Origin of the sequence: Virgibacillus halodenitrificans (assembly GCF_001878675.1) — a bacterium.
In the GTDB taxonomy this organism is placed as follows: domain Bacteria; phylum Bacillota; class Bacilli; order Bacillales; family Amphibacillaceae; genus Virgibacillus_Q; species Virgibacillus_Q halodenitrificans.
The window spans coordinates 3,241,263-3,265,053 of the sequence record NZ_CP017962.1 but is presented as its reverse complement, the minus strand read 5'-3'; the positions used below and the strand labels follow the sequence as shown (position 1 = coordinate 3,265,053).

Annotated in this window: 21 protein-coding genes; 19 read left to right on the top strand and 2 right to left on the bottom strand. The window is 34.6% G+C overall.

The annotated features are described in order from the left end of the window. Nucleotides 1-105: 105 nt before the first annotated feature. Nucleotides 106-321: a hypothetical protein gene (locus BME96_RS16335; protein WP_071649637.1), complete on the bottom strand. Its 216-nt coding sequence runs from the start codon at nt 319-321 to the stop codon at nt 106-108. 220 nt (nt 322-541) lie between these two features. Here BME96_RS16335 and BME96_RS16330 point away from each other — a divergent pair, with 220 nt between their 5' ends. After that, nucleotides 542-1,489, top strand: coding sequence for a nuclease-related domain-containing protein (locus BME96_RS16330; RefSeq protein ID WP_071649636.1), 948 nt, complete (start codon nt 542-544; stop codon nt 1,487-1,489). Nucleotides 1,490-1,748: 259 nt separating this feature from the next. On the opposite strand, the gene BME96_RS16325 is transcribed toward BME96_RS16330, so the two are convergent. Then, on the bottom strand, nt 1,749-2,837 hold the full coding sequence (locus BME96_RS16325) for a C40 family peptidase (RefSeq protein ID WP_083547498.1): 1,089 nt from the start codon (nt 2,835-2,837) through the stop codon (nt 1,749-1,751). A 388-nt stretch (nt 2,838-3,225) separates the two neighbouring features. On the opposite strand from BME96_RS16325, the gene BME96_RS16320 reads away from it, so the two are divergent. From BME96_RS16320 to BME96_RS16235, 18 genes are all read left to right on the top strand, one after another. Then, the gene (locus BME96_RS16320; protein ID WP_071649635.1) at nt 3,226-3,990 is read left to right on the top strand and encodes a YveK family protein; all 765 of its coding nucleotides are present in this window, start codon (nt 3,226-3,228) and stop codon (nt 3,988-3,990) included. Beyond that, complete coding sequence (locus BME96_RS16315; RefSeq protein ID WP_071649634.1) at nt 3,965-4,666, top strand: CpsD/CapB family tyrosine-protein kinase; 702 nt, start codon at nt 3,965-3,967, stop codon at nt 4,664-4,666. The genes BME96_RS16320 and BME96_RS16315 overlap by 26 nt, the downstream gene beginning before the upstream one ends. 280 nt (nt 4,667-4,946) lie before the next feature. Continuing rightward, nucleotides 4,947-5,711 carry a tyrosine-protein phosphatase gene (locus BME96_RS16310; protein WP_071649633.1) on the top strand — a complete coding sequence of 255 codons (765 nt, stop codon included), beginning with the start codon at nt 4,947-4,949 and terminating at the stop codon, nt 5,709-5,711. 88 nt (nt 5,712-5,799) lie between these two features. After that, entirely contained in the window at nt 5,800-6,471 is a 672-nt protein-coding gene (locus BME96_RS16305) for a response regulator (protein ID WP_071649632.1), read from the top strand. A 116-nt stretch (nt 6,472-6,587) separates the two neighbouring features. Then, nucleotides 6,588-7,256 (top strand): helix-turn-helix transcriptional regulator, encoded by a 669-nt coding sequence (locus BME96_RS16300; protein WP_071649631.1) that lies wholly within the window; start codon nt 6,588-6,590, stop codon nt 7,254-7,256. Beyond that, on the top strand, nt 7,253-9,082 hold the full coding sequence (locus BME96_RS16295) for a polysaccharide biosynthesis protein (protein WP_071649630.1): 1,830 nt from the start codon (nt 7,253-7,255) through the stop codon (nt 9,080-9,082). Before BME96_RS16300 ends, BME96_RS16295 begins: the two co-directional genes overlap by 4 nt. A 270-nt stretch (nt 9,083-9,352) precedes the next feature. Continuing rightward, complete coding sequence (galU, locus tag BME96_RS16290) at nt 9,353-10,228, top strand: UTP--glucose-1-phosphate uridylyltransferase GalU (RefSeq protein WP_071649629.1); 876 nt, start codon at nt 9,353-9,355, stop codon at nt 10,226-10,228. A 793-nt stretch (nt 10,229-11,021) separates the two neighbouring features. Beyond that, nucleotides 11,022-12,104, top strand: a complete 1,083-nt coding sequence (locus BME96_RS16285) for a DegT/DnrJ/EryC1/StrS family aminotransferase (protein WP_408068415.1) — start codon at nt 11,022-11,024, stop codon at nt 12,102-12,104. Then, on the top strand, nt 12,104-12,748 hold the full coding sequence (locus BME96_RS16280) for a sugar transferase (protein WP_071649628.1): 645 nt from the start codon (nt 12,104-12,106) through the stop codon (nt 12,746-12,748). Before BME96_RS16285 ends, BME96_RS16280 begins: the two co-directional genes overlap by 1 nt. Next, nucleotides 12,745-13,362, top strand: coding sequence for an acetyltransferase (locus BME96_RS16275; protein ID WP_071649627.1), 618 nt, complete (start codon nt 12,745-12,747; stop codon nt 13,360-13,362). The genes BME96_RS16280 and BME96_RS16275 overlap by 4 nt, the downstream gene beginning before the upstream one ends. A 126-nt stretch (nt 13,363-13,488) precedes the next feature. Beyond that, a complete protein-coding gene (locus tag BME96_RS16270; RefSeq protein WP_071649626.1) occupies nt 13,489-14,910 on the top strand; it encodes a nucleotide sugar dehydrogenase in 1,422 nt (473 codons plus the stop codon). Between the two features lie 60 nt (nt 14,911-14,970). Beyond that, nucleotides 14,971-16,071, top strand: coding sequence for a glycosyltransferase family 4 protein (locus tag BME96_RS16265; RefSeq protein ID WP_071649625.1), 1,101 nt, complete (start codon nt 14,971-14,973; stop codon nt 16,069-16,071). A 39-nt stretch (nt 16,072-16,110) separates the two neighbouring features. After that, nucleotides 16,111-17,256 (top strand): glycosyltransferase family protein, encoded by a 1,146-nt coding sequence (locus BME96_RS16260; RefSeq protein WP_071649624.1) that lies wholly within the window; start codon nt 16,111-16,113, stop codon nt 17,254-17,256. A 27-nt stretch (nt 17,257-17,283) separates the two neighbouring features. Continuing rightward, on the top strand, nt 17,284-18,468 hold the full coding sequence (locus BME96_RS16255) for a glycosyltransferase (RefSeq protein ID WP_071649623.1): 1,185 nt from the start codon (nt 17,284-17,286) through the stop codon (nt 18,466-18,468). 256 nt (nt 18,469-18,724) lie between these two features. Beyond that, on the top strand, nt 18,725-19,867 hold the full coding sequence (locus BME96_RS16250) for a glycosyltransferase (RefSeq protein ID WP_071649622.1): 1,143 nt from the start codon (nt 18,725-18,727) through the stop codon (nt 19,865-19,867). Nucleotides 19,868-19,959: 92 nt separating this feature from the next. After that, nucleotides 19,960-20,952 (top strand): glycosyltransferase family 2 protein, encoded by a 993-nt coding sequence (locus BME96_RS16245; RefSeq protein ID WP_071649621.1) that lies wholly within the window; start codon nt 19,960-19,962, stop codon nt 20,950-20,952. 31 nt (nt 20,953-20,983) lie between these two features. After that, nucleotides 20,984-22,087: a polysaccharide pyruvyl transferase family protein gene (locus BME96_RS16240; RefSeq protein WP_071649620.1), complete on the top strand. Its 1,104-nt coding sequence runs from the start codon at nt 20,984-20,986 to the stop codon at nt 22,085-22,087. 285 nt (nt 22,088-22,372) lie between these two features. Further along, nucleotides 22,373-23,722, top strand: a complete 1,350-nt coding sequence (locus tag BME96_RS16235) for an O-antigen ligase family protein (protein WP_071649619.1) — start codon at nt 22,373-22,375, stop codon at nt 23,720-23,722. Nucleotides 23,723-23,791 lie beyond the last annotated feature (69 nt).

Sequence of the window (23,791 nt, the reverse complement as noted above, 5' to 3'; positions counted from 1 at the left end):
TCATATGCTAGTAAATTTCTAAAAGGATGGGCGGGGTTTTGCCCATCCTTTTGCTATGTAGATTTTAATTAACTATTGTGGTGTTTTTATGTGTGAGTTTATTAACTAGAAGCTATTAATTCCTAAGGTGTTTTTGATGCGTTGGATATCTACTTTCATTTTCCAAACCTCTTCCCGCAAAACCTCTGTTTCAGCAGAAGATGCTGCTTGAAAACCAATTATCTCTTCCTCTTCTTCACGTTGACCCAACTGCTTTTCTGTATCTTCCAAACTGGACATTATTTTGTTCAGCATTTCTATTATTTGATCCTTCTTTTCCACTCACATCACCTCCTTATATTTTAATAGATTATAGCACATACCAAGAAAGATTTAGAAAGAAATTTATAATAATTAAAAAGAACTTTGTTTCCTTAACAGATAGTGAAAAACTTACAAATAAAATTAGAAATTCAGCATCAATATAGCATTTAAATTCAATTATTGGCTTTTCGCTTCATTCCCCAAACCGTGCTACAGTAGCTTTAAAAAGGAGAAAAATATGAAGCTAAATACACGAACCAAACCAACTTCTTTAAAGAAATACGAAGCACTCCTGCAAAGGCTCCGCCCAAATCATCCAAAATTAATGGAAATCGAATCAAAGGCAGCAAGAGAAATGTACGGTTATGAAGGAGAGAGGTTAGTAGATTATCATACTGATTTTTTGACAGAAGATTTTACTGTTGTTTATCAACTTACTTTGAAATTGCGAAGCAAACTTTTTCAAATGGATACAGTTGTGATTGGTGAAAATGGCATCTATCTTGTAGAAATCAAAAATAATAAAGGGATTGTTACTTTTAATACAACATTAAAACAATTTTCTAGAGAGGATGGAGAAAATGAAGTTGGTTACCGCTATCCCATTACTCAGGTGGAGCTTCAGAGGTTGAAGCTGGAGCATTGGCTGCAACTGCAAGGGTATCCAGAGGTACCGATTTATCCGCTCATTGCAATTAGTAAACCGAGCACAATTATTAAAGTCAGAGGGGATGAGGAAGAGGTTGCGCGGAAAGTTCATCATGCTGAGTATATTCCGAAAGAGGTATTGGATTTAGACAGGAAATATAAAAGCGAGACAAAACTCCCCCATGAAAAAATCGGTCGACTTCTGCTTCGAGCCTCCAGCGAATATAATGCAGACATTCTTAAAGAGCATGGTGTCCTCCTGTCTGATCTAGTGCCTGGGATATATTGCTCCCACTGTAACAGGCTAGAAATGGTGCGAGGACACAATACATGGAAATGCGATCACTGTCAGAAAAAAGATCAAAAAGCACATCTGCAAGCACTGGCTGATTATTTCCTGTTAGTCGGTCCTTCTATTTCTAATTCCCAAGCTCAATACTGGCTACAATATAGTGAAAAAAGCTCAATTACCAGAATACTCAGAGGAGCAGGGCTATATCACGACTGCCGCAACCGAAAATGGTGGATGAGAAGATGAATAGGAGTGGAAAAGAATAGAGAATAAAAAGCCAACTAGTGAAAGATGAAATTACTCTTGAATAGAATGAGAGAGTTTCCACTGATTTGAGAGAGCCCACAGTCCATATGAGAGACCACACCGCTCAAATGAGAAAGCCCGCATCCAATATGAGAGACCACACCACCCACCCCCCCAACAAAAAAAGAACTCCAGCCATGCTGGAGTTCTTCCTTATAATATAAGTGCTATTACATTACTATGTAATAATATTAATCTATTAATAGAAACGCTTGTAGCTATCGAAGTGCTTGCTCCAATATGAGTTGCTTAGCTTCGTTTTTGTTACGCCTGTGGAGGTTCCTGCATGGATGAATTCGTTGTTTCCAACGTAGATTCCCATGTGGGAGATTCCTGCTCTATATGTTCCTGAGAAGAAGACGAGGTCTCCAACCTGTGGCTTACTTACATGATAAGAACGGTTGTAATAGCCGTCTGTAGATAAGCGACTTACGCTTTTGCCTGCGTTCTTATATGCATAGTAGATGAATCCGCTGCAGTCAAAGCCGCTTGTAGTAGATCCGCCCCATACATATTTCGTGCCCATAACACTGTTTGCTGTGCTTACAAGCTTGTTCACATTGTAATCGACATTAGTAGCTGTTGAGCTGTTAGAACTGCTGGATCCTGAGCTTGAACCTGTGTTACTTCCGCTTGTGCTTCCGTTAATGCTTAGTTTTTGTCCGATTAGGATTAAGTCTGAGTTTAGGTTGTTCCACTTCTTCAAGTTGGATACACTCACACCATATTGTGCGCCGATGCGTGATAAAGAATCTCCGGATTTAACAACGTATACTTCGGATGAGCCTGTTGATGGCTTGCTTGATCCGCTACTTGAGCTTCCAGAAGAACTTGAATTAGAGCTGCTTGACGAAGATCCATTCTTGCTTACAACGAAAACATTTCCGGGGAAGATAAGCGTGGTGTCAAGGTTGTTCCATTTCATTAAGTTACTTAGAGAAATGTTATGTTTTGAGGCAATTCCACTTAGTGTATCGCCACTTTTTACTGTATATGTAGAGTTTGAATTAGTAGATGGTTTAGTAGTATTTGAGCTGTTGCTTGAATTAGAGTTGGATGATTGCTCGTTATCTGTTTCTATGATTTGGTTTGGATAAATAAGATCTCCTGAAATTCCATTGATGGAGCGTAACTGTGAAATGCTGGTGTTATACTGCTGGGCTATTGACCACAATGAATCTCCACTTTGAACCTTATGAGACGCTGCTTCTGCTTCCTCTGCGCCAACTACCGCTGCGGCTATCGCTGCAGTTGCAGTTACCGACATAATAATCTTTTTATTGGCCAATCGATGATTCTCCCTTCACAAATCTATCTATTTATTCTTCCATTTTTTCTAAGAAGTGACTCTATTATATAAGTAGAAGAAGGAAAAATATAGATATATAGGGAATTTGTAATGAACTTGTAATATTAATCCTGTTTATGGAGGGAATACTATTATATTGTCAGAAATAAGGAATCGCCCACCCGCAAAGAGACCTCAATCTATTAAACTCTACAAAATCCCCCCTCTAAATGTAAAAATCAACTAAAATTAACCAAGTTTTGAAAAAAACATATATTGCATTGCTGGAAGATATGGTATAATTTCTAACTGTAATGTCGAAAAGAATGCAATTTTATATTATTTATATTTTACCAGCTTAGTGTAAAAGGAATATGGAGGTACAAAAATGGAGGAAACAATTTCCTTGAAGGAAATCTTCGAGGTAATAAAGAAACGCTTGTTGCTTATCATTGCATTTGTATTAGGAGCAGCAGTAATTGCTGCGATTATTAGTTATTTTGTGTTGACACCGACCTATCAGTCCAGCTCTCAATTCATTGTTAACCAGGGTCAGCAGGATCCAAATGTACAATATAATGTTAATGATATTCGCACAAACGTTGAGATTATTAATACATACAATGTTGTCATAAAGAGTCCCGCAATATTAGAAGAAGTCGTTGATGAGTTAAATTTACCATACACAGCAGGTGCGCTTAGTGAGAAGCTACAGGTGTCCAGTGAACAGAATTCACAGGTGGTAACTGTTACTGCAACTGATGAAGATCCAGCATTAGCTGTTCAATTAGCAAATACAACGGTTTCCATCTTCCAAGATAAAATTTCGGATATCATGAATGTTGATAATGTTAGCGTACTGTCACAAGCTGAATTAAGTGATAACCCATCACCGGTAGCGCCGAATCCGATGCTTAATATAGCTATCGCAATTGTTATAGGTGCAATGGTGGGTGTTGGGATATCCTTCTTACTTGAATACTTGGATAACACCATAACAACTGAGGAAGATATAGAAAATAAGATTGGCTTACCTGTATTAGGTATCATCTCCCATATAGATGATGCAGATGTTCGGGAAGATCAATTTAAATTCCAAACACAGCGTATGAAAAGGGGTGGCTTTGATGGCGCGGCGAAAAAATCAATCTAGACCTAATAATAAAATGCGGCATCTCATTGCAAAGCTAAATCCTAAGTCACCGATTACCGAGCAATACCGGACAATACGGACAAATTTACAATTTGCTTCTGTTGATGAAGAATTAACCTCCATGCTAGTAACTTCTTCTGGTCCTTCAGAAGGTAAGTCAATGACGACAGCCAATCTGGCGGTTGTCTATGCCCAACAAGGTAAAAAAGTATTGCTTATTGATGCGGATCTTCGTAAACCGACAGTACATTATACGTTTCGACTAGACAATTTACGTGGGTTAAGTAATATCCTTGTTGGTGAGCATACGATAGAGGAAACAGTTAATCGCACAGATGTCGACAATTTAGATGTCATATCCAGTGGTCCGATTCCTCCAAACCCATCTGAATTATTGGCATCACGAAAAATGCAAACCTTTTTGGATGAGGCAAAGCAATCCTATGACATGGTGATCTTTGATACACCTCCTGTGCTTGCTGTTACAGATTCACAAATCCTTGCAAATATTGTAGATGGAACACTTTTGGTTATCAGAAGTAAAAAGACAGAACTGGAAGCTGCTCAAAAAGCGAAGGAAGCATTGGAGCCTGCAAAAGCGAAATTGCTTGGTACTGTATTGAATGATCGTGAAAAAAAAGGCTCAAACTATTATTACTATTATGGAACAAATTAAATTGTACCTCTCTGTATAAAATGCAGAGAGGTATTTTACTGAGAAAGTAAAATAGTTATTTTGGAAACTGTTATCTTGTAATGAGAATACTAATTAGTACAAACTCACATTCTCTTTTACTATTATTTCCAAATAATTCATTATATGATATAATAATCAAGCTAAAAGACCTATTTTTTGTTAAGAAGATTAGTTGTAAACAGTTATATACTCTTGTATACTGAAATATACAAAAAATAATTATCATTAAATAGTAAATGTCTATAAGGTGGGGAAGCATGTGATTGACATACACAGTCATATATTGCCAGGAATTGATGATGGAGCGAAGACAGAGATGGACAGCCTTGCGATGGCTAAGGCTGCTGTAAACCAGGGGGTCCATACTATTGTAGCGACACCACACCACAGGAATGGAAAATATGATAATGAAAAGAATACAATTGTACAATCTGTTGAGGTGCTGAACGCGCTTTTAGTTGAGCATGATATTCCATTACATGTCTTACCAGGGCAGGAAACTCGTATTAATGGAGATATACTGAAAGAGCTGGATGAAGGAATTATGCTATCAATAAATCACTCCAAGTATGTCTTTGTGGAGTTTGCTTCGAATCATGTACCGCGATATGCTAAGCAAATGTTGTTCGATATTCAAGTAGCAGGCTATACCCCGATTATTGTACACCCAGAACGGAATTCAGAATTGCTAGAGCATCCAGGTATGCTGTATCACTTTGTACAAAATGGAGCGCTAACCCAGATAACAGCGGCCAGTTTTGTTGGTAAGTTTGGGAAAAACATACAAAAATTTACGAACCAGATCATGGAAGCAAACCTGACTCATTTCATTGCGTCTGATGCACATAATACAAAGAGCCGTGGTTTCTGTATGGACGAGGCATTTCACTTATTGAAAAAAGAGTATGGTGCGGATTATTTTTATATGTTCTTGGAGAACAGTCAGCTACTTGTTGATAACCAAAACATCAATCGTATGGAACCCTCCATGATAAAGAAAAAGAAATTTCTAGGTCTTTTTTAGTAAGTAAAACAAAGGGTGTACATCTTTCTGTACGCCCTTTTGTCTATAATGGAAGAAAGGTGATGAAGAAGCGAAGGAGTCGTGTCGATTGGTAAAAGTTCTTTTGGTAGATGATCAACGTTTATTTACAGATGGCATCATGGCTATTCTGGCTGAAACAGATGACATTCAGGTAGTAGGGGTAGCTACGAATGGAGAAGAAGCAATAGCGAAATTTCAGCAGTATGAACCGGACCTTGTTCTTATGGATATACACATGCCACATGTAAATGGCATTCGAGCAACACTTGATATAAAAGAAAGTTACCCAGATGTCAAGGTTATTTTGCTTACTACTTTTGCGGATGAGGATCTTATTGTACGTGGGTTTAATGTAGGAGCGGATGGTTATTTGTTAAAGGACCTCAATGGTGAAAAGTTGATATGGGCCATTCGTGAAGCGGAACGTGGAGAAATGGTTATTTCCGGACCAGTGGCACGTATTCTTGCAAAAAAAATAAGGGAATACAAGTATGATAAAAAAGAGATTCTCAGGCAAAAACTGGCTACATTGGAAGTGGTGTTAACACCAAGGGAACTTGAAATTGCCTATATGCTCATGGAAGAAGAGACAAACAAGTCTATTGCTCAAAAGCTCTACCTTAGTGAAGGCACCATAAAAAATTATATAAGTGATTTGTATCATAAATTAAATATTCATAGTCGTAAACGTGTTATCGATTTCTTAAAGGGTTTGTTTTCCAAAAAAGAGTACTGGTGAAAGGGTTTACGAGAATATGACTTTTTTTTACAAAAGTCACTTAAAATATTACTGGGTATTTAGTATTATATTCTGTGGAAACAATTGTAAATTATCTCACAGAATGAAGGGTGCCTATGAAAGAAAAACAGACAAACACTTTGCGACAGACATACTTAGAGGATTTATACGAATTATTACGACAGCAATTTCCTGATATTTCGATTTATTATGCAACTAATGATTACAAAATGCTGCTTACGACAGACCCGGTAATCTGTATTGCTGATGTTCAACGTTGTCCGGATGATGAACGAGATGAACAATTGGAAACTTTAAAACGAGAGCGGATCACTATTATTGCTCTATTGGAATCTGTTATGGAAGAAGAAGCGATACAATGGATTGAGCGTGGAATCGATCACATCGTATGGAAAGATGAAATTATGATTCCCTCTATTGTTAAAATAATACAAAATATGCAAAAGAACCGTTCCTTTTTACCTGGGGAAGTGGTACAATCATTGATGCAGATGCTTGGCGAAATGAAGGAAGAACACAAAGAAATTTTCACTTATTATTTAGAAGATAATGCAATAAATCTAACTAGAAAAGAAATTGATGTTGCCTATCTATTAAAAAAGGGTTTAAAGAATAAGCAGATTGCAAGTATACTAGGTTTAACTGAAGGAACTATAAAGATACATATTAGTAACATATATAAGAAGGTTGGCATTAAACAACGGAAACAGGTTATTAAATTGTTTGAACACTTTATCCAACCGGGAAAGGAGCGAAGGCTTTGACATATCGAACAAGACTGACATTGTTGATCATTCTCGACTCCCTGATCGTCAGTACCGCGATTTTTATCGCATCTTGGATTGTATATCCTTCGACAAATGTGTCGCAGCTTGATGCGATCATTATTAGTGCAATAGCTCTATTAGTCTTTCATCATCTTTTCGCATTTATTTATAAGCTGTATAACAAAGTATGGGCCTATGCGAGTATTGGAGAATTAATAGCGATTGTGAAGGCCATTACGCTGTCGATTATTGCGGCAGGGATTGTGCAATATCTGTTTAATGACTTTGCGGTCTATCGTAGAGCATTACTTATTACATGGATGCTGCATATTACCTTAATTGGTGGTTCCCGCTTTCTGTGGCGTATTTATCGTGACCGTTATATTGCAAAAGCGGAAAATCAGAAGCGTACATTAATTGTTGGTGCCGGTTCTGCGGGAGCGATGATTGCAAGGCAGCTGAAGAACGATCATAACAATCAGGAATTGTTACCAGTGGCTTTCGTTGATGATGACATAAATAAACAAAAGATGCAATTGTTTGGTCTTCCTGTAGCAGGTACTGTGAAAGAAATTCCGAACATTGTCAAAAATCTGGATATCCAGCATATCGTGATTGCGATTCCTTCCTTAAAGAATGGCGCATTGGAGAAAATTGTAGAACAGTGTAATAAAACAACAGCCAAGGTGCAGATGATCCCAAAAATTGAGGATCTGATGACAGGAAGAGTTTCTGTCAGCCATTTGAAAAATGTCGAGGTAGAGGATCTGCTTGGGCGAGAGCCTGTTAAGCTGGATATTAACGCAATCTCGGAATATGTGACAGACAATACGGTAATGGTGACCGGGGCAGGTGGCTCGATCGGTTCAGAAATCTGTAGACAAATCATGAAATTCAATCCAGGCAAAATTGTGCTATTCGGACATGGCGAATTTAGCATTTATACTATTGATATGGAATTACGTAATAGATACAAGGATGCCAACATTGAAATCGTGCCTGTTATCGGGGATGTTCAGGATCGTGACCGTGTATTTGAAGTCATTAAAGAACAGCAGCCAGCGATTATTTATCATGCGGCTGCACATAAGCATGTGCCGTTAATGGAATACAATCCGCATGAAGCAGTGAAAAATAATATCGTCGGCACTAAAAATGTCGCAGAAGCTGCCGATACATTCGGTGTCAGCACCTTTGTAATGGTTTCGACAGACAAAGCAGTGAATCCGACAAATGTAATGGGGGCAACCAAGCGTGTTGCCGAAATGGTTGTTCAGGATATGGCAAGAAAAAGTAAGACGAAATTTGTCGCAGTTCGATTTGGGAATGTACTCGGAAGCCGAGGCAGTGTGATTCCACTCTTCAAGAAACAAATTGAACAAGGTGGCCCAGTAACAGTAACCGATCCGGAAATGACTCGTTACTTTATGACAATCCCGGAAGCATCTCGACTAGTAATTCAGGCAGGGACGCTAGCAAGAGGTGGCGAGATCTTTGTCTTGGATATGGGTGAGCCGGTAAAGATTGTCGATCTGGCAAGGAATCTTATTAAACTATCAGGCTACTCGGAGGAAGAGATTCCGATACAGTTCTCTGGTATTCGACCTGGGGAAAAGATGTATGAGGAGCTGCTTGGTGAGGATGAGGTTCATCCTGGTGCGGTGTATGAGAAGATTTATGTTGGTCGGACGATGGACGTGGATGCGGCGTTGTTCCTTGATTTGATTGATCGGTTTGAGGGTTATGATGCGGTTGAGTTGAAGGATAAGTTGATGGGTATTGTGTTTATGGAGAAGACGTTGTTGAGTGTGAAGGGTTCGTAAATAAGAGTATGCAGCAATTACCGCTGCGAAAAAATACTTCGCTTTCCGGGGGCGGCTGATGAGCCTCGGGGCAACAGGATGTTGGTCATGAAGGCGTTGCGACAGGACGGCGCGGTTTTAGCCTTCCAACTTCTGTTGCGCACTGTGGGGTCTCATCTAGGCCTCTGCTCCCCCAGGAGTCTGCGTATTTTTTCTCCGCTAAGTAGAGGTTACTCTTTCACCAGGAACCGCACTCACTAACAACAAACTATAGGTAATGGGGGTTGTGTTATGAGGACGGTGAAGAAGGCGATTATTCCGGCGGCGGGGCTTGGTACGAGGTTCCTTCCTGCTACGAAGGCGATGCCTAAGGAGATGTTGCCGATTGTTGATAAGCCTACGATTCAGTATATTGTCGAAGAAGCGGTGGCTTCTGGGGTAGAAGATATCATTATTGTAACAGGTAAGGGTAAGCGTGCGATTGAGGATCATTTTGATAATAACTTTGAACTGGAAGATAATCTGGTGAAAAAAGAAAAGTTTACTTTACTGGAAAAGGTAAAGCAGCCTTCCCAAGTGGATATTCACTATATCCGACAAAAAGAACCAAAAGGACTTGGCCATGCAGTCTGGTGTGCACGTAAGTTTATTGGCAATGAGCCATTTGCTGTATTACTTGGTGATGATATTGTGCGATCTGAGACACCTTGCTTGCGTCAGTTGATCGAGCAATTTGAAGAGACAAGCAGTTCAGTTGTAGGTGTGCAGCAAGTGCCGATGGAAGAAACACATCGATATGGAATTGTGGACCCGAGTACTGCTGAAGGCAGACGTTATCAGGTAAATAATTTTGTTGAGAAACCTGAACAGGGTACTGCCCCATCAAATTTAGCAATTATGGGAAGATATGTGTTCACTCCTGAGATCTTTGACTTTTTGGATAAGCAGGAGATTGGTGCAGGTGGCGAAATTCAATTGACGGATGCGATTCAGATGTTGAATGAGCTGCAAAAAGTGTATGCATATGACTTTGAAGGCAAGCGTTATGATGTTGGTGAAAAGCTTGGCTTTGTGAAGACGACAATTGATTTGGCTTTGGAGAATGATGAGATCAAGGATGAATTGTTGGCTTATTTGAGGGAGAGGGCTAGTGGGATTGAGGTTTAGGGTGTTTTATTTAACCTAATCTTTAATTTTAGCCTCTTGGTGACCTTGCGGTCACATGTTAGTTTATTTATAAAAAATTGCAGTTGCTAAACCTTGCGGTTTAGGGCGATACTTTGTGCTTGTTATGGGTGTTATAAATGTTTAATCAATCGTTTATTTAGGTGAATGCATGGAGGGTTGGACATATTGGTGTGTCTTAGCCCTTTTATGTGTGTTTGGGTGTAATGCTTGGAACAATATTAACTTATATAATTTTGATAAGGGTTAATGTTTTACCTTCGGTACCTAAATTATATACCCCACTAGTTGGATGGTTAAACATAGTAATTGGACTTTTTTATACTTTTTTGTTTTTACATAAACTGGGGTGCCTTGCGGCACTTAATGACTTTTATGGCTACTTCGTAGCTTGATTACATATATAGGTGATGTGTCCTTACCTTTATCAATGGATATACTCGACTGTGCTGTGGGTTAAAGACCTTAGACACATTTGTTGTCAGGAGTGTGGCGTGAGGTGGGGTTAGATGCCCTGTTTTATTTAACTTATTGTTACTGCCCTTTCGGGCTTGTTTATCATCTAGTTGAACTGTTAGTGAGGTGCTGAGAAGAAGCAGAGAGAAAAGTTGTCGGTGCCTGATGTTTTTAGTAGTTTAGCAGTTAAGTGGATTAAAACTTCTGGATCCAATTAAGTACTAATCTACTAAAGTTATTAACTTATTCAAAATAGGAAGGAAGACTCTAATTGGGAACTAATCAAATAAACGAAAAAATTTATCTTTCCTCACCTCATATGAGTGATGAGGGATATGAAATGCAATATATAAAGGAAGCTTTTGATACAAACTGGATTTCACCCCTTGGTGAAAACGTAAATGGATTTGAAAGAGAGCTTGCTAAGAAGGTTGGTTCTAAATCTGCTGCAGCACTGTCTTCAGGAACAGCTGCTATTCATTTAGCTCTTAAAGCAGCAGGAGTTGGGGAAGGGGATATTGTTTTCTGTCCGACACTTACTTTTTCTGCCACTGCAAATCCTATTATCTATCAAAATGCAAATCCAGTTTTTATCGATAGTGATTATGAAACTTGGAATATGAGTCCTAAAGCCTTGAAAGTGGCCTTTGAGAAATATCCAGAAGTAAAGGCAGTTATTGTTGTTCATTTATATGGCTTATCTGCTGATATGGATAAGATTATGGGAATTTGCAAGAAACATAATGTTGCGGTAATAGAAGATGCTGCTGAGTCTTTAGGTACATACTATAAAGGTAAGCATACAGGGAGTTTTGGAGATTATGGCATCTTCTCTTTTAATGGAAATAAGATTATCACTACTTCTGGTGGAGGTATGCTGGTTTCTAATAATGAAGAGAGAATTGCTAAGGCAAGATTTTGGGCCACTCAATCCCGGGATCAAGCAAGGCATTATCAACATAGCGAATTAGGGTTTAATTATCGAATGAGTAATGTTGTTGCAGGGATTGGTAGAGGACAGCTTAAAGTGTTAGATCAGAGAGTAGCGAAGAAGAATTACATTTTTGAGTTTTATAAGAGAAAGCTTGGTGAACTTGAAGGCGTTAAGTTTATGCCTAGAAATGACTGGGATGAACCAAATTATTGGTTAAGTTCGATGACTTTGACTGGTAAAGTGAGACCGAACGATATCTTTGAAGCATTGGAAGTAGAGAATATCGAGTCAAGGCCAGTTTGGAAACCAATGCATATGCAACCATTCTTTGAGAAATACGACTTTGTTGGCGAAGGTGTATCGGAGAAATTGTTTGAGAATGGTGTATGTTTGCCATCTGATACGAAGATGACGGATGAGGACTTAGAAAGAGTCGTTAAGACTATTAAAGGGTTGTGGTTAGAATAATGAAGAACTCCAAAGGTGGTATTTATAGAAGGTTTGTAAAAAGACCGATGGATTTTATACTTTCTTTAATAGCTATTATTGTTCTGAGTCCAGTATTACTAATAGTTGCATTACTTGTGAGAACGAAGTTAGGTAGCCCTGTGCTGTTTAAGCAGAAACGACCTGGTCTTAATGAAGAGATTTTTATGATGTATAAGTTTAGGACTATGACGGATGAAAGAGATGATAAAGGTGAGTTACTGCCAGATAGTATAAGGCTGACAAAGTTTGGTAGGTTATTACGCTCTACATCTCTTGATGAACTACCGGAGCTTTTTAATATTTTGAAGGGTGATATGTCTATTATTGGCCCTAGGCCATTATTGGTGCAGTATTTACCGTTGTATAACAATCATCAAAAACGACGTCATGAAGTCAGACCAGGGCTATCTGGTTTGGCGCAGGTTAGTGGTAGAAATGCGATTAGTTGGGAAGATAAATTTAATCTCGATGTTGAGTATGTGGACAATGTAAGATTCATTGAAGATTGGAAGGTAATTTTTTTAACCATAAAAAAGGTTTTCGTCAGAGAGGGCATTAATTCAGAAACTGCTGCTACGATTGAACCTTTTAAGGGAACCAAAAAGGACAGAATGAAAATATGAAAAACAAACTTTTAATAATCGGTGCCAGCGGGCACGGAAAAGTTGTTGCGGACATAGCAATGAAAATGAATAAATGGAAGAAGATCGCTTTCTTAGATGATAATGTTGGAATTAAAACATCAATGGGAATAGAGGTTATTGGGACATCAGATAGTGTCTCTGCGCACATAGATGAATACGAAGTATTTGTGGGTATTGGTGATAATACTACACGACAACAGATTCATGAGGTACTTGAAAAATCAGGTGCTACTATTCCAACTTTAATTCACCCGAGTTCAGTGATTGGAGGACAAGTAGAAATAGGAGTTGGGACAGTTGTAATGGCGGGAGCAGTTATTAATTGCTGTACTAGAATAGGTAAAGGTTGCATTATAAACACTAGTTGTTCAATAGATCACGATAATAATATTGAGAATTATACTCACATATCACCGGGAGCTCGTTTAGCAGGAACGGTTAGAATTGGGCAGGGTTCGTGGTTAGGAATTGGAAGTGTAATAAGTAATAATGTGAGAATTAGTGGTGGGACAATCATAGGTGCTGGTGCTGTGGTGGTAAAAAATATAACTGTGATTGGAACATACATTGGGGCTCCAGCAAGAAGAATATAGATTATCTTCTAAGGTGATAGAATTTTGATTACAAGTCTCAAAAAAGAACCATATTTTAGTAAGAGCTGTTAATTATATTCTTATATAATTAACATTAATAGTACTAAATATTAGGAGGATATATATATGAATTTGTATGAAAATATTGTAAATAAACAGGAAAAAGTCTCTGTAGTTGGTTTAGGGTATGTAGGTATGCCTATAGCAGTAGCGTTTTCACAACAAATAGAAGTAGTAGGGTTTGATATTAATCAGAGGAAGGTTGAAAGTTACCTTGCTGGAATAGATGTAACAAATGAAGTAGGGGATGAAGTTTTAAAAAAATCAAAGGTACACTTCACATCAAATGAAAAGGAATTAAGGGACTGTAAATTTCATATTGTAGCTGTCCCAACCCCTGTGTCAACTGATAAAACACCTGACTTGTCTCCGATAATCAGTGCTTGTAAAACGGTTGGGAGAAACCTTGAAAAAGGTTCTGTGGTTGTATTTGAATCTACTGTATATCCAGGAGTGACAGAAGATATATGTGTACCAATTTTAGAAGAAGAATCCGGACTAAAGTGTGGAGTGGATTTTAAGGTAGGATATTCCCCAGAACGGATTAATCCAGGGGATAAAGTAAATAGATTAGAAACAATAACAAAAGTTGTTTCGGGTATGGACGAAGAAACGTTAGAAATAGTTGCCAAAGTATACGAATTAGTTATAGAGGCTGGTGTATATAGGGCTGAATCTATTAAAGTTGCTGAGGCTTCGAAGGTGATTGAAAACGCCCAAAGAGATATTAATATAGCTTTTATGAATGAATTATCAATAGTATTTAATAAAATGAGCATTGATACAAGTGCAGTACTAGAGGCTGCGGGAACAAAATGGAATTTTTTAAAGTTTACGCCTGGTCTTGTAGGTGGCCATTGTATTGGAGTCGATCCTTATTATTTTATATATAAAGCAGAGGAATTGGGATACCATTCACAAATTATAGCGTCTGGCAGAAGAATCAATGATGATATGGGGAAATTTATAGCTGAAAATATTGTGAAGAAACTTATTCAAGCAAACAAGCTCGTTAAAGGGTCTAATGTTGCCATTATGGGGATTACATTTAAAGAAAATACCCCTGATTCAAGAAATACAAAAGTCATTGATATAATTAAAGAGCTAGAAGGTTATGGTATTAATATTACAGTAGTAGATCCAATCGCTGATGAAGAAGAAGTGTGGAATCACTATGGTATAAAACTTAAAAAAATGGAAGATGTAATTAATATGGATGCTGTAGTGTTTGCTGTACCACACGAGGAGTTTTCAATTATGCATTTAGCAAATATTAAAAAGCATTACAAACAATATGAAAACCATAATATAGTGGCTTTAAATGAAGTAGCTGCAACTCAAGAGAGTGGCCTTGAGAATATTCTAGTAGCAAGTAATGAATTGTTTGAAAATGCAAGTGAACAATTACCTTATGTTTTAATCGATATCAAAGGAATTTTTAGCAGAAAAGATGCAGAAAAATTAGGTTATTTATATTGGAGCCTATAAAGAGGTATTTCTCCTCACTAGAATATTGATTTAAATTGGTTATTTGGGAAGGAAGGAAGTATGAAGATCTTATATGTGGCAAATGTTCATAGACATTTTAATGCTTTTCACTTACCGTATTTAAAATGGTTAAAAGATCAAGGGTGTATCGTACATGTTGCGGCAAATGGAGATGAAATTGTTCCGTATGTTGATAAGCAATTTAATATAAAAGTTCAAAGATCACCATATAAGTTACAAAATATAGTAGCTTACAAAGAATTAAAAAGTATTATTGATAATCAAAAGTACGATTTAATTCATTGTCATACTCCTATGGGTGGAATACTAGCAAGATTGGCATCCCGAAAGACTAGAAAAAGAGGGAGTAAAGTAATTTATACAGCACATGGATTTCACTTCTGTCATGGAGGGCCAATAATTAACTGGTTATTATATTACCCCATTGAAAGGTTTATGGCTAGATATACTGATGCCTTAATTACTATTAATACTGAGGATTACCAAACTGCAAAGAGCTTTAAAGTGAAAGAGCATTATTCTATACCTGGGATAGGGTTAGATTTAAAAAAAATGAGAATGAAAACACAGTTGAACAAGATAGAAAAACGGGAAGAACTAAATATCCCTATGGATGATTTGGTTCTTACTTCGGTAGGAGATCTTACCAAACGTAAAAATCATGAAGTTGTTATAAGGGCTATTGCCAAATTAGGAAATATTAAACTTAGATATGTAATTTGTGGTACCGGAGAACAGGAAAGTTATTTAAGAGATTTAGCTTCTAAGTTAAAAGTAGAAGATAAAGTAATCTTTATGGGATACAGGACTGATGTTAATGAAATTTTAAAAGCGTCTGATATCTTTGTTTTCCCTTCCCTTTGGGAAGGCTTGGGCATAGCTGGTATAGAAGCTATGGCTTCAGGTATACCCGTAATTGCGTCTAATAGGCACGGGATATTGGATTATGCAATTGACAATAGAACTGCTTTACTTTGTGAGCCTAAAGATGAGGAATCATTTGCTAATGGAATTTATCGCTTAATAAGTGAAAAAGGGCTTGCTGAGAAATTAGTAACTAATGCATATGAAATTATTAATCAATTTGATATTCATAATTCTTTACAAAGAATGAAGGAAATATATATAAAATATATATAAAATTGGTACTTAATTTTTATTAACATAAGGGAGAAGCTAATGCAAAGTATCTTTTTCTATACAAATGCTAAAGTGTATGATTTAACGGCTGGAATAACTAAAAAGGTTAATTCTCAAATCAAAGCCTTTGAAAAATTAGGGTATAACGTTGTTTATTCAGGATATATAAAAGACGGCGTTGCTATATTTAATAGCGATGGTAGTATTATTACTAAAAAAACTTATCCTATAAAAAGTAATAGAATACAAAGGATAATTAGAAGGAAATTATTAATTACTTTTTGTACAGATTATTTAAAGAAAAAAAAAGAAAGTTTTAAATTAATTTATGCTAGATATCACTTTTTCGATTCCTCTTATTTAAAAATGCTTAAATGTGCAAAAAAGGTGGGAGAATATGTTGTTATTGAAGCTCATTCTTACCCTTCATATGAAAAAGGTCTATCTATAATGACTCCAGTGTACTTAACTGATTGGTTATGGTCTAAAGGGGCCTATCGCTATATAGATTTTGTTGCTGCGATGAATAATATGAAAGAAATTTGGAAAAGACCTACGGTCAAGATATCAAATGCAGTGGATATTGATGCAATACCAGTCCATAACCCGAGTGTTATAAGAAAGTCGGAAAATGAAATCCATTTGGTATCAGTTGCATTTGAAAGCAAGGCGCACGGGTTAGATAGAATAATAAAAGGGATTAATAATTATAAACGAATGGGTGGAGAGTGGGACTTTGTTGTCCATTTTGTGGGTACACATTTAGAAAGTACAAAAAGCCTAGCAAAATTTAGCCCGTATAATGAAAGTTTTATATTTTATCAACCTCTTTCTGGTAAAGAATTAGATGAAGTATACGATAAAGCGGATATTGGAATAGGTTCTATTGCCAATCATAGAGTCGGTTCGTATTTTGGCTCAGCATTAAAAACTATTGAATACTTGGCTAAAGGAATCCCTTTTATATATGGTTGGAGAGAGGAAATTATAGGCGATGATTTTCCTTATGCAACAAGAGTTGAATTAAATGAAGAACCTATTGATATGAATACTATAGTTAAGCTGTATAAGGAAACGAGAAAAGAAAAAGATTTACAACAAAGAGTACGGAGTCACCTTGGTAACGATCAGAGCTGGGAAGGGCAGATGAAAAAGGTTATTGATTATATGAATCGACATAAGTAAAAGTAGTAAAAAAATTTGGAGGAAACAGTGAATATATTAATAATAACTTCCTTATACCCCGGATATGAGGATCAACCCAGAAGCGAAGTTCCATACGCAATACATAACTTTGCGAAGGAATGGAATAAAAAGGGTAATAATGTAAAAGTAATTAGATTATGGACTTATTATCCAAGCGTATTCGGCTTTAATAGTGAGATTGTAAAAAAAAGTAATTCAGAGGGACATTTTACTATTGAAGGGGTAGATGTTTATAGATATCCGATATTAAGAATACCAAAATATAAATATGTTACTAGAAAAATTAAAACGGTGTCAAATAAAATATTTAATGATATAACATCATCATATATCCCGGACGTTATTGTGTGTCACATATTAGATCCGGCGATTATTATTGCTAATAATATTGTTAGTAAAATTAAGATACCAACTGTTGTCGTATTGCATAATTCTGATATAGATTATTTGAAGAAAAGAAGGAATTTCAAGAAATATAATAATTTAAAAGGAATTATCAATAAAATTGGATTCAGATCTGAAAGAATAAAGAAGGAGTATCTAGCATTATTTAATGGCGACAGTGAAAATAAAGAATTTTTTATAGTTCAGTCTGGTATAAATAGTAATGACATAATTTCAAAAGATATATTAAGAGAGAAATTAATACACAATTCTAGAACTATAGTAGTTGCCTGTAATTTAATAAAATTAAAAAATGTAGATACAGTTATATATGCTTTTTCAAAACTAAAAATGAGAGAGAACTATAAACTGTTTATATTTGGAGATGGAATAGAACGAAAGGAATTAGAAAAAATAGTTAATGACCTTAAAATTGAGCACTTAGTTTATTTTATGGGGGAACAACCCAGAAACATTGTCTTGAAATATATGGAGCAGGCAGATATTTTTGCAATGGTGAGTTCCCCTGAGACATTTGGATTAGTTTATCTTGAAGCGATGGCAAAAGGTTGTATAACAATAGGATCAAAAGGAGAGGGGATTGATGGCATTATTGTTGACGGATTTAATGGATTTTTATCACAGCCAAAATCAGTTGATATGTTGGTAGAAATTTTTAATAAAATAACCAGTATGGATTATAAAATGCGATTAAAGGTTGTAATCAATGCTAGAGAAACTGTAAGTAATATGACCGAAGAGGTAATAGCTGAAAAGTACCTAAGTGAAGTTTCTGAATTATTTTAGTAGTTAGTTGTTAATTTACAGAATGCTTTTTAATTTTGTTTAACCCATTAAGTTTTTCTAGTGTATTTTTTAAAACTAGTACAATATGAAAAATTAAATTTATAACTCCGATTAAGAAATTATACTTAAACGAAATTAAATAAGTAGCACTATAAATATTTAAATACAGCGCAACAGATTATTTACTGACATAAAAGCTGTGTAAAACTATTATTCATTGTAGTATGAAACAGAGTAAGGTAAAGGGGCAAGTTAATTGAATATATGTATTGTAAATTTAGGTTTTAAAATGGGTGGGGTAGAAAGGGTAACAATTGAATTAGCAAATGCACTGCAGGAAAGAGGACATAAACTTTCATTAATTGATTTTTCAGGGGAAAATATCTTCTATTATAAAACTAATGAATATATAGAGAAACCAAAAGCAGTAAAACGTCGTAGTGTTAGCAGGAAAGTAATAGGAAGGCTATTAAAACTAATAAACCGTATTGGTAATAAATCTGATAATGTTTTTACTATGTTTAAAGAGCAAACTAACGATTTAATAGATCATCTTAAAGAAAAAAATTATGATGTTTTAATTGTAAATTCAGGAATTTTAACATCTCTAATTCCTCAAATTAAAAACGAAATTCCCGATCTGAAAATTATAGCATGGCAACATAATGAGTTTGATATATACGTAAATCATTACAATAAAAATCATATTACAGATTATATAGGGGGAGTAAAGCAAGCTGATTTACTAGTTTGTCTAACTAAAGCGGATCAGTTACGTTTTAGTAAGTTAAATAAAAAATGTAGTTTTATCTATAATACACTAACTATAGAAAATAATAATGAGATAAGTAAGCTCACAAATAATCAAATTATTTTTGTAGGACGTCTTAATTTAAATCAAAAAGGATTGGACTATTTGATACCTTTAGGTAAGAGTTTGAAAAACGACTGGACAATATTGATTGCTGGGGATGGACCAGATAAGAGTAAACTTTTAGAATTGATTAAGAAAAATGAGTTAGAAGATAAAATTATTTTAAAAGGACCTTTAACAGGTGAAAAATTATTTGACTTTTACTTATCAGGATCAATATTTATTTCTACGTCTAGGTGGGAAGGTTTTGGATTAGTACTTACTGAGGCTATGGCGTTTGGATTACCAGTAGTAAGCTTTGATAATTCTGGGCCGAAGGAAATTCTTGAAAACGGAGAAAGTGGTATTTTAATAGAGAAAAATAATATAATGGAATTTTCTCTTAGGTTAAATGAACTAATAGAAGAGCCTTTAAAAAGAGAATATTATCAACAAAAAAGTTTAGAAAGAGTAATGGATTTTAATAAAGAAGTTATAGTAGACAAATGGGAGTCCAAAATAAAAAATGTAGTTAGTAATAAGTAATTAATACTAATGATATTAAGTACAGGTTTTAATAATTTGCTAATAACTTTCTCTCAATAGTAAATTATTTATTTATGAGTAAGGAGGAAGTAATGGGATCTCCAAAGGTTTCAATAATTATTCCAATATATAATTCTGAGGAATTTCTAGATAAATGCATTAAGAGTGTGATAAATCAAACGTATTCCAATTTAGAAATAATATTAGTTAATGATGGTTCTACGGATAAATCGCTAGAAATCTGCCGAAAATTTAAGAAGATAGATAGTAGAATAATATTAATTGATAAAGAAAACGGTGGTGTTTCTACAGCTAGAAACACAGGCTTAGATATTGCTACAGGTGATTATATTGGATTTGTTGATAGTGATGATTTTATATCAAACAAAATGTATCAAAAAATGATTGAATCAATGATTCAAAATAACTCGGATGTTGTAGAATGCGGTTATTTCACGTGTGACAGCAAATATAAAAATATAAAAATACATGAATTAAGAGATTCAATTATAGATGGGGAGTATCAATGCAGTTACATGTATTTGTCTAAGACAAATACAACAAACTATAATGTGAATAAACTTTATAAAAAATCTCTATTTGACCATTTAAGATATCCTGGTTACAAGTTCAGCGAAGATTACTGGGTTAATACAAAAATTTTTTTCAAGTGCCAAAGAAAAGTCACTTTAAAAGAATGTTTCTATTACTATGTTATGAATGATCAAAGTGCTGTAAGAAAGGATTTTGAATATAATAAAAGGATTGATACAATAAAAGCTGCTCAGGATTTGTACGAATTTCACTATCATCGCTATCCAGACCTATGCCCTTTCATAGCCCTCTATATATGTGGATATGTATTGACGTTTTATTTCAATTTGAACATGAATACTACCAATAATAAAATTTATAAACAGGAACTAAGGGAAATTTTTAAGAAATATTTTCCGGAAATTAAGAATGAGGCATTAGGTCAGATTAAATTTAAAGGCTTATATATCTACATGTTAGCTTTTAAATTTAATCCTAAGTTTTATCTTATTTTAAAAAATATATATCGTAAATTGAGTTTATCTCTATAAATGATAACTATAATGATCTGAGGGATTTTATATGAAAAAGATAGGTATTATAACATTAAATGGGTATTTTAATTATGGTAATAGATTACAAAATTTTGCTCTTCAAGAAATATTAAAGTCTATGAATTATGAGGTTGAAACAGTACGTGTTGAAGAGGAAAGCTTAAAAAAGTTGGGTAAAGAGAATATATTGCGATCCGTTAAAAGGATAATAAAAATGTTGTTTTTTCAAAGGATAAGAGAAGATAAAAAATATAAAAATATTAGGACAGAGCGGTTTATGGAGTTTTCTAGGAAATATATAAATGAATCTGATTATTTTATATGTGAAGGAAAAGTTCCGGAGAAGAGAATGCTAGACTTTGACTATTTCGTTACAGGTAGTGACCAGGTTTGGAATCCCTTATATAATTCACAATCCTCTATTTATTTTTTAAACTTCGTTCCTGATTATAAGCGGATTTCTTATGCGGCTAGTTTTGGGATTTCTGATTTACCAATTGAGTGCATACCAAATTACAAAAAATGGTTATCCGAACTAGCTCATATATCGGTAAGGGAAGAAGCTGGTGCAGATATAATTAAAGAACTAACAGGGAGAAAAGCTGAAGTTGTATTAGATCCTACCCTTTTGCTATCAAAGGAACAATGGTTATCAATCTCAAAAGAATCGTTAGACAAGCCCAATCAGAAATATTTACTAACTTACTTTTTAGGTGAAGTTTCTCAAGAAAATGAGATCAAGATTGAGAATATTGCCGCAGAAAAAAATTTAAAAATAGTTCAATTAGCAAATATAAAGGATAAAGGAGCATATATTGCCGACCCTAGTGAATTTATTGATTATATATACTCAGCTGAATTATTCCTAACAGATTCATTTCATGGTTCAGTTTTTTCAATATTACTTGAAAAACCATTTGTGATATTTGATAGAGAAGGTAGTAAAAAGTCTATGATGTCAAGAATTAACACATTGTTGTCTACTTTTGATTTAGTAAATAGAAAATGGGAAAATATTGATAATACTGATGATATATATAATGTAGATTATAAACATGTTAAACCAATTTTAGATTTAGAGCGTAAGAAGTCATTATTATTTATAGAGAGTTCTTTGGGACTAGATAAATAGATATCTATATAAAATAGTAGAGTGAATTTTTAATTTGTTATGTCTTCTGGATAGGGTTTATAAAAGGCTTATACGGAGATTTAATATTCTAATATATAAAATAATTCTGCTAGAATGCAACTAATAGTAAGATTCAAAAGTTAGTAAAAATATAATAAAATGATTTGGCGACTTGATAAAAATGTCATTAAACATGACAAACAAGTATATGAACTTTAAAATTTCTGTTTTCCAAATTGCGAAAAAAGTACAATAAGAAAATTTTAATGTTATGAGGGATTCATTATGAATAAATACTCTGAACAAGGGGAAAAATTAGATGGTTTGGAAACAATCCAAAATTATAATAAATTACAAGGCATTGGAGTATTTCTATTCACCTTTTATTATAGCACACTGCACACCTTTTTATATTCTTCAGTAGAAATTTACACAGTTGTCTTACTTGTTGCAATAATTCTATTAATATTAAGTTATCTTATAAGCTATAAGGATATTATATTCACACTTACAGATACTATGTGGATTCTCTTTTTTACAATATTTCTCATAAATATACTGTCTAAAGGCATTCGAGGTTTTGAGATATTCTATGATCTCTGCGTCTATCTGCTGTGTATATTATTTATAATATTGACGAAGGTGAGTTTAAAGGAATTTCAGACTGCATTTAAATTCATTAAGGTTATAGCAGTTATTTTTGCTATGAGTGCAATTTTTCAGTTTTTGAATACTGATATCTACTCTAATTTTATCTTACCTTTATATTCATCTCATCAACAGGGATATATTTTAGATTTTCAGAATCAGGGTGTGTATACTGGGTTTACGGATCAACCAGCGTATTTGGCAGGCTATATAGTTAATGGTATAGGGATTTTGATATTTTTATTCCCTTTCAATAGCAAAAAGGTATTCAACATTATTTTGTTATTATTGTTGATAATAGGTTTGATTTTAACTGCAAAGCGTGCTCATTTTCTTTTTACAATTATGGCTATTTTAATAACATTCCTGTACTCAGCTAAAAATCAAGAAGTTATATATAGGTTTATTAAAACAATAGTAATTACTTTTGTAGTCCTATTTTTTTCTTCTATTGCAATATATTTTTCTCAGCCTGAAGGAGATTCTCCTTTAGGGAAGTTTACAAGTAAAATTGTAGATACTATAAATGGTGTGTTAGTTGGTGAGGACATATCTTCAGGAAGAAGTATTTTATATGATTATGCATGGGGACTGTTTATTGAAAACCCGATATTTGGTATAGGCTGGAAAGAATTTATGAATCAATCTGCTGGTTTAATAAGTAGTGGATCTCATCCGCATAACATATATTTACAGCTATTGACTGAGCTAGGAATTATTGGCTTTGTTTTATTTATTATCCCTCTAACTTTTACCTACTATATTTCATTTCGAATGTTAAGGAAATTAATCAATAAAAGTATAACTTTTAATAAAGATTACACATGGAAAAATGCTCTGCAAATCTCTTTATATCTACAAACATTTTTCATTTTGTATGGAATGACAGGTAATTTATTGACGGATTATAACTTTTTGTTAATGTATTTCTTTGCTTGCTCCATAAGTATGTCTGCAGCAGTTGGTTTAAAGAAACAATCTATTTAGATTGTAATGGTTTATATAAAAGAAGTTGCAAGTGTTTTTCTTTAAGAAATATTAGAATCAGGTTGTCCC

Coding starts and splice junctions, on each gene's coding strand:
- BME96_RS16330 (WP_071649636.1), top strand. CDS start 542: ATGAAGCTAAATACACGAACCAAACCAACTTCTTTAAAGAAATACGAA.
- BME96_RS16320 (WP_071649635.1), top strand. CDS start 3,226: ATGGAGGAAACAATTTCCTTGAAGGAAATCTTCGAGGTAATAAAGAAA.
- BME96_RS16315 (WP_071649634.1), top strand. CDS start 3,965: ATGGCGCGGCGAAAAAATCAATCTAGACCTAATAATAAAATGCGGCAT.
- BME96_RS16300 (WP_071649631.1), top strand. CDS start 6,588: ATGAAAGAAAAACAGACAAACACTTTGCGACAGACATACTTAGAGGAT.
- galU (WP_071649629.1), top strand. CDS start 9,353: ATGAGGACGGTGAAGAAGGCGATTATTCCGGCGGCGGGGCTTGGTACG.
- BME96_RS16285 (WP_408068415.1), top strand. CDS start 11,022: ATGAGTGATGAGGGATATGAAATGCAATATATAAAGGAAGCTTTTGAT.
- BME96_RS16280 (WP_071649628.1), top strand. CDS start 12,104: ATGAAGAACTCCAAAGGTGGTATTTATAGAAGGTTTGTAAAAAGACCG.
- BME96_RS16275 (WP_071649627.1), top strand. CDS start 12,745: ATGAAAAACAAACTTTTAATAATCGGTGCCAGCGGGCACGGAAAAGTT.
- BME96_RS16270 (WP_071649626.1), top strand. CDS start 13,489: ATGAATTTGTATGAAAATATTGTAAATAAACAGGAAAAAGTCTCTGTA.
- BME96_RS16265 (WP_071649625.1), top strand. CDS start 14,971: ATGAAGATCTTATATGTGGCAAATGTTCATAGACATTTTAATGCTTTT.
- BME96_RS16260 (WP_071649624.1), top strand. CDS start 16,111: ATGCAAAGTATCTTTTTCTATACAAATGCTAAAGTGTATGATTTAACG.
- BME96_RS16245 (WP_071649621.1), top strand. CDS start 19,960: ATGGGATCTCCAAAGGTTTCAATAATTATTCCAATATATAATTCTGAG.
- BME96_RS16240 (WP_071649620.1), top strand. CDS start 20,984: ATGAAAAAGATAGGTATTATAACATTAAATGGGTATTTTAATTATGGT.
- BME96_RS16235 (WP_071649619.1), top strand. CDS start 22,373: ATGAATAAATACTCTGAACAAGGGGAAAAATTAGATGGTTTGGAAACA.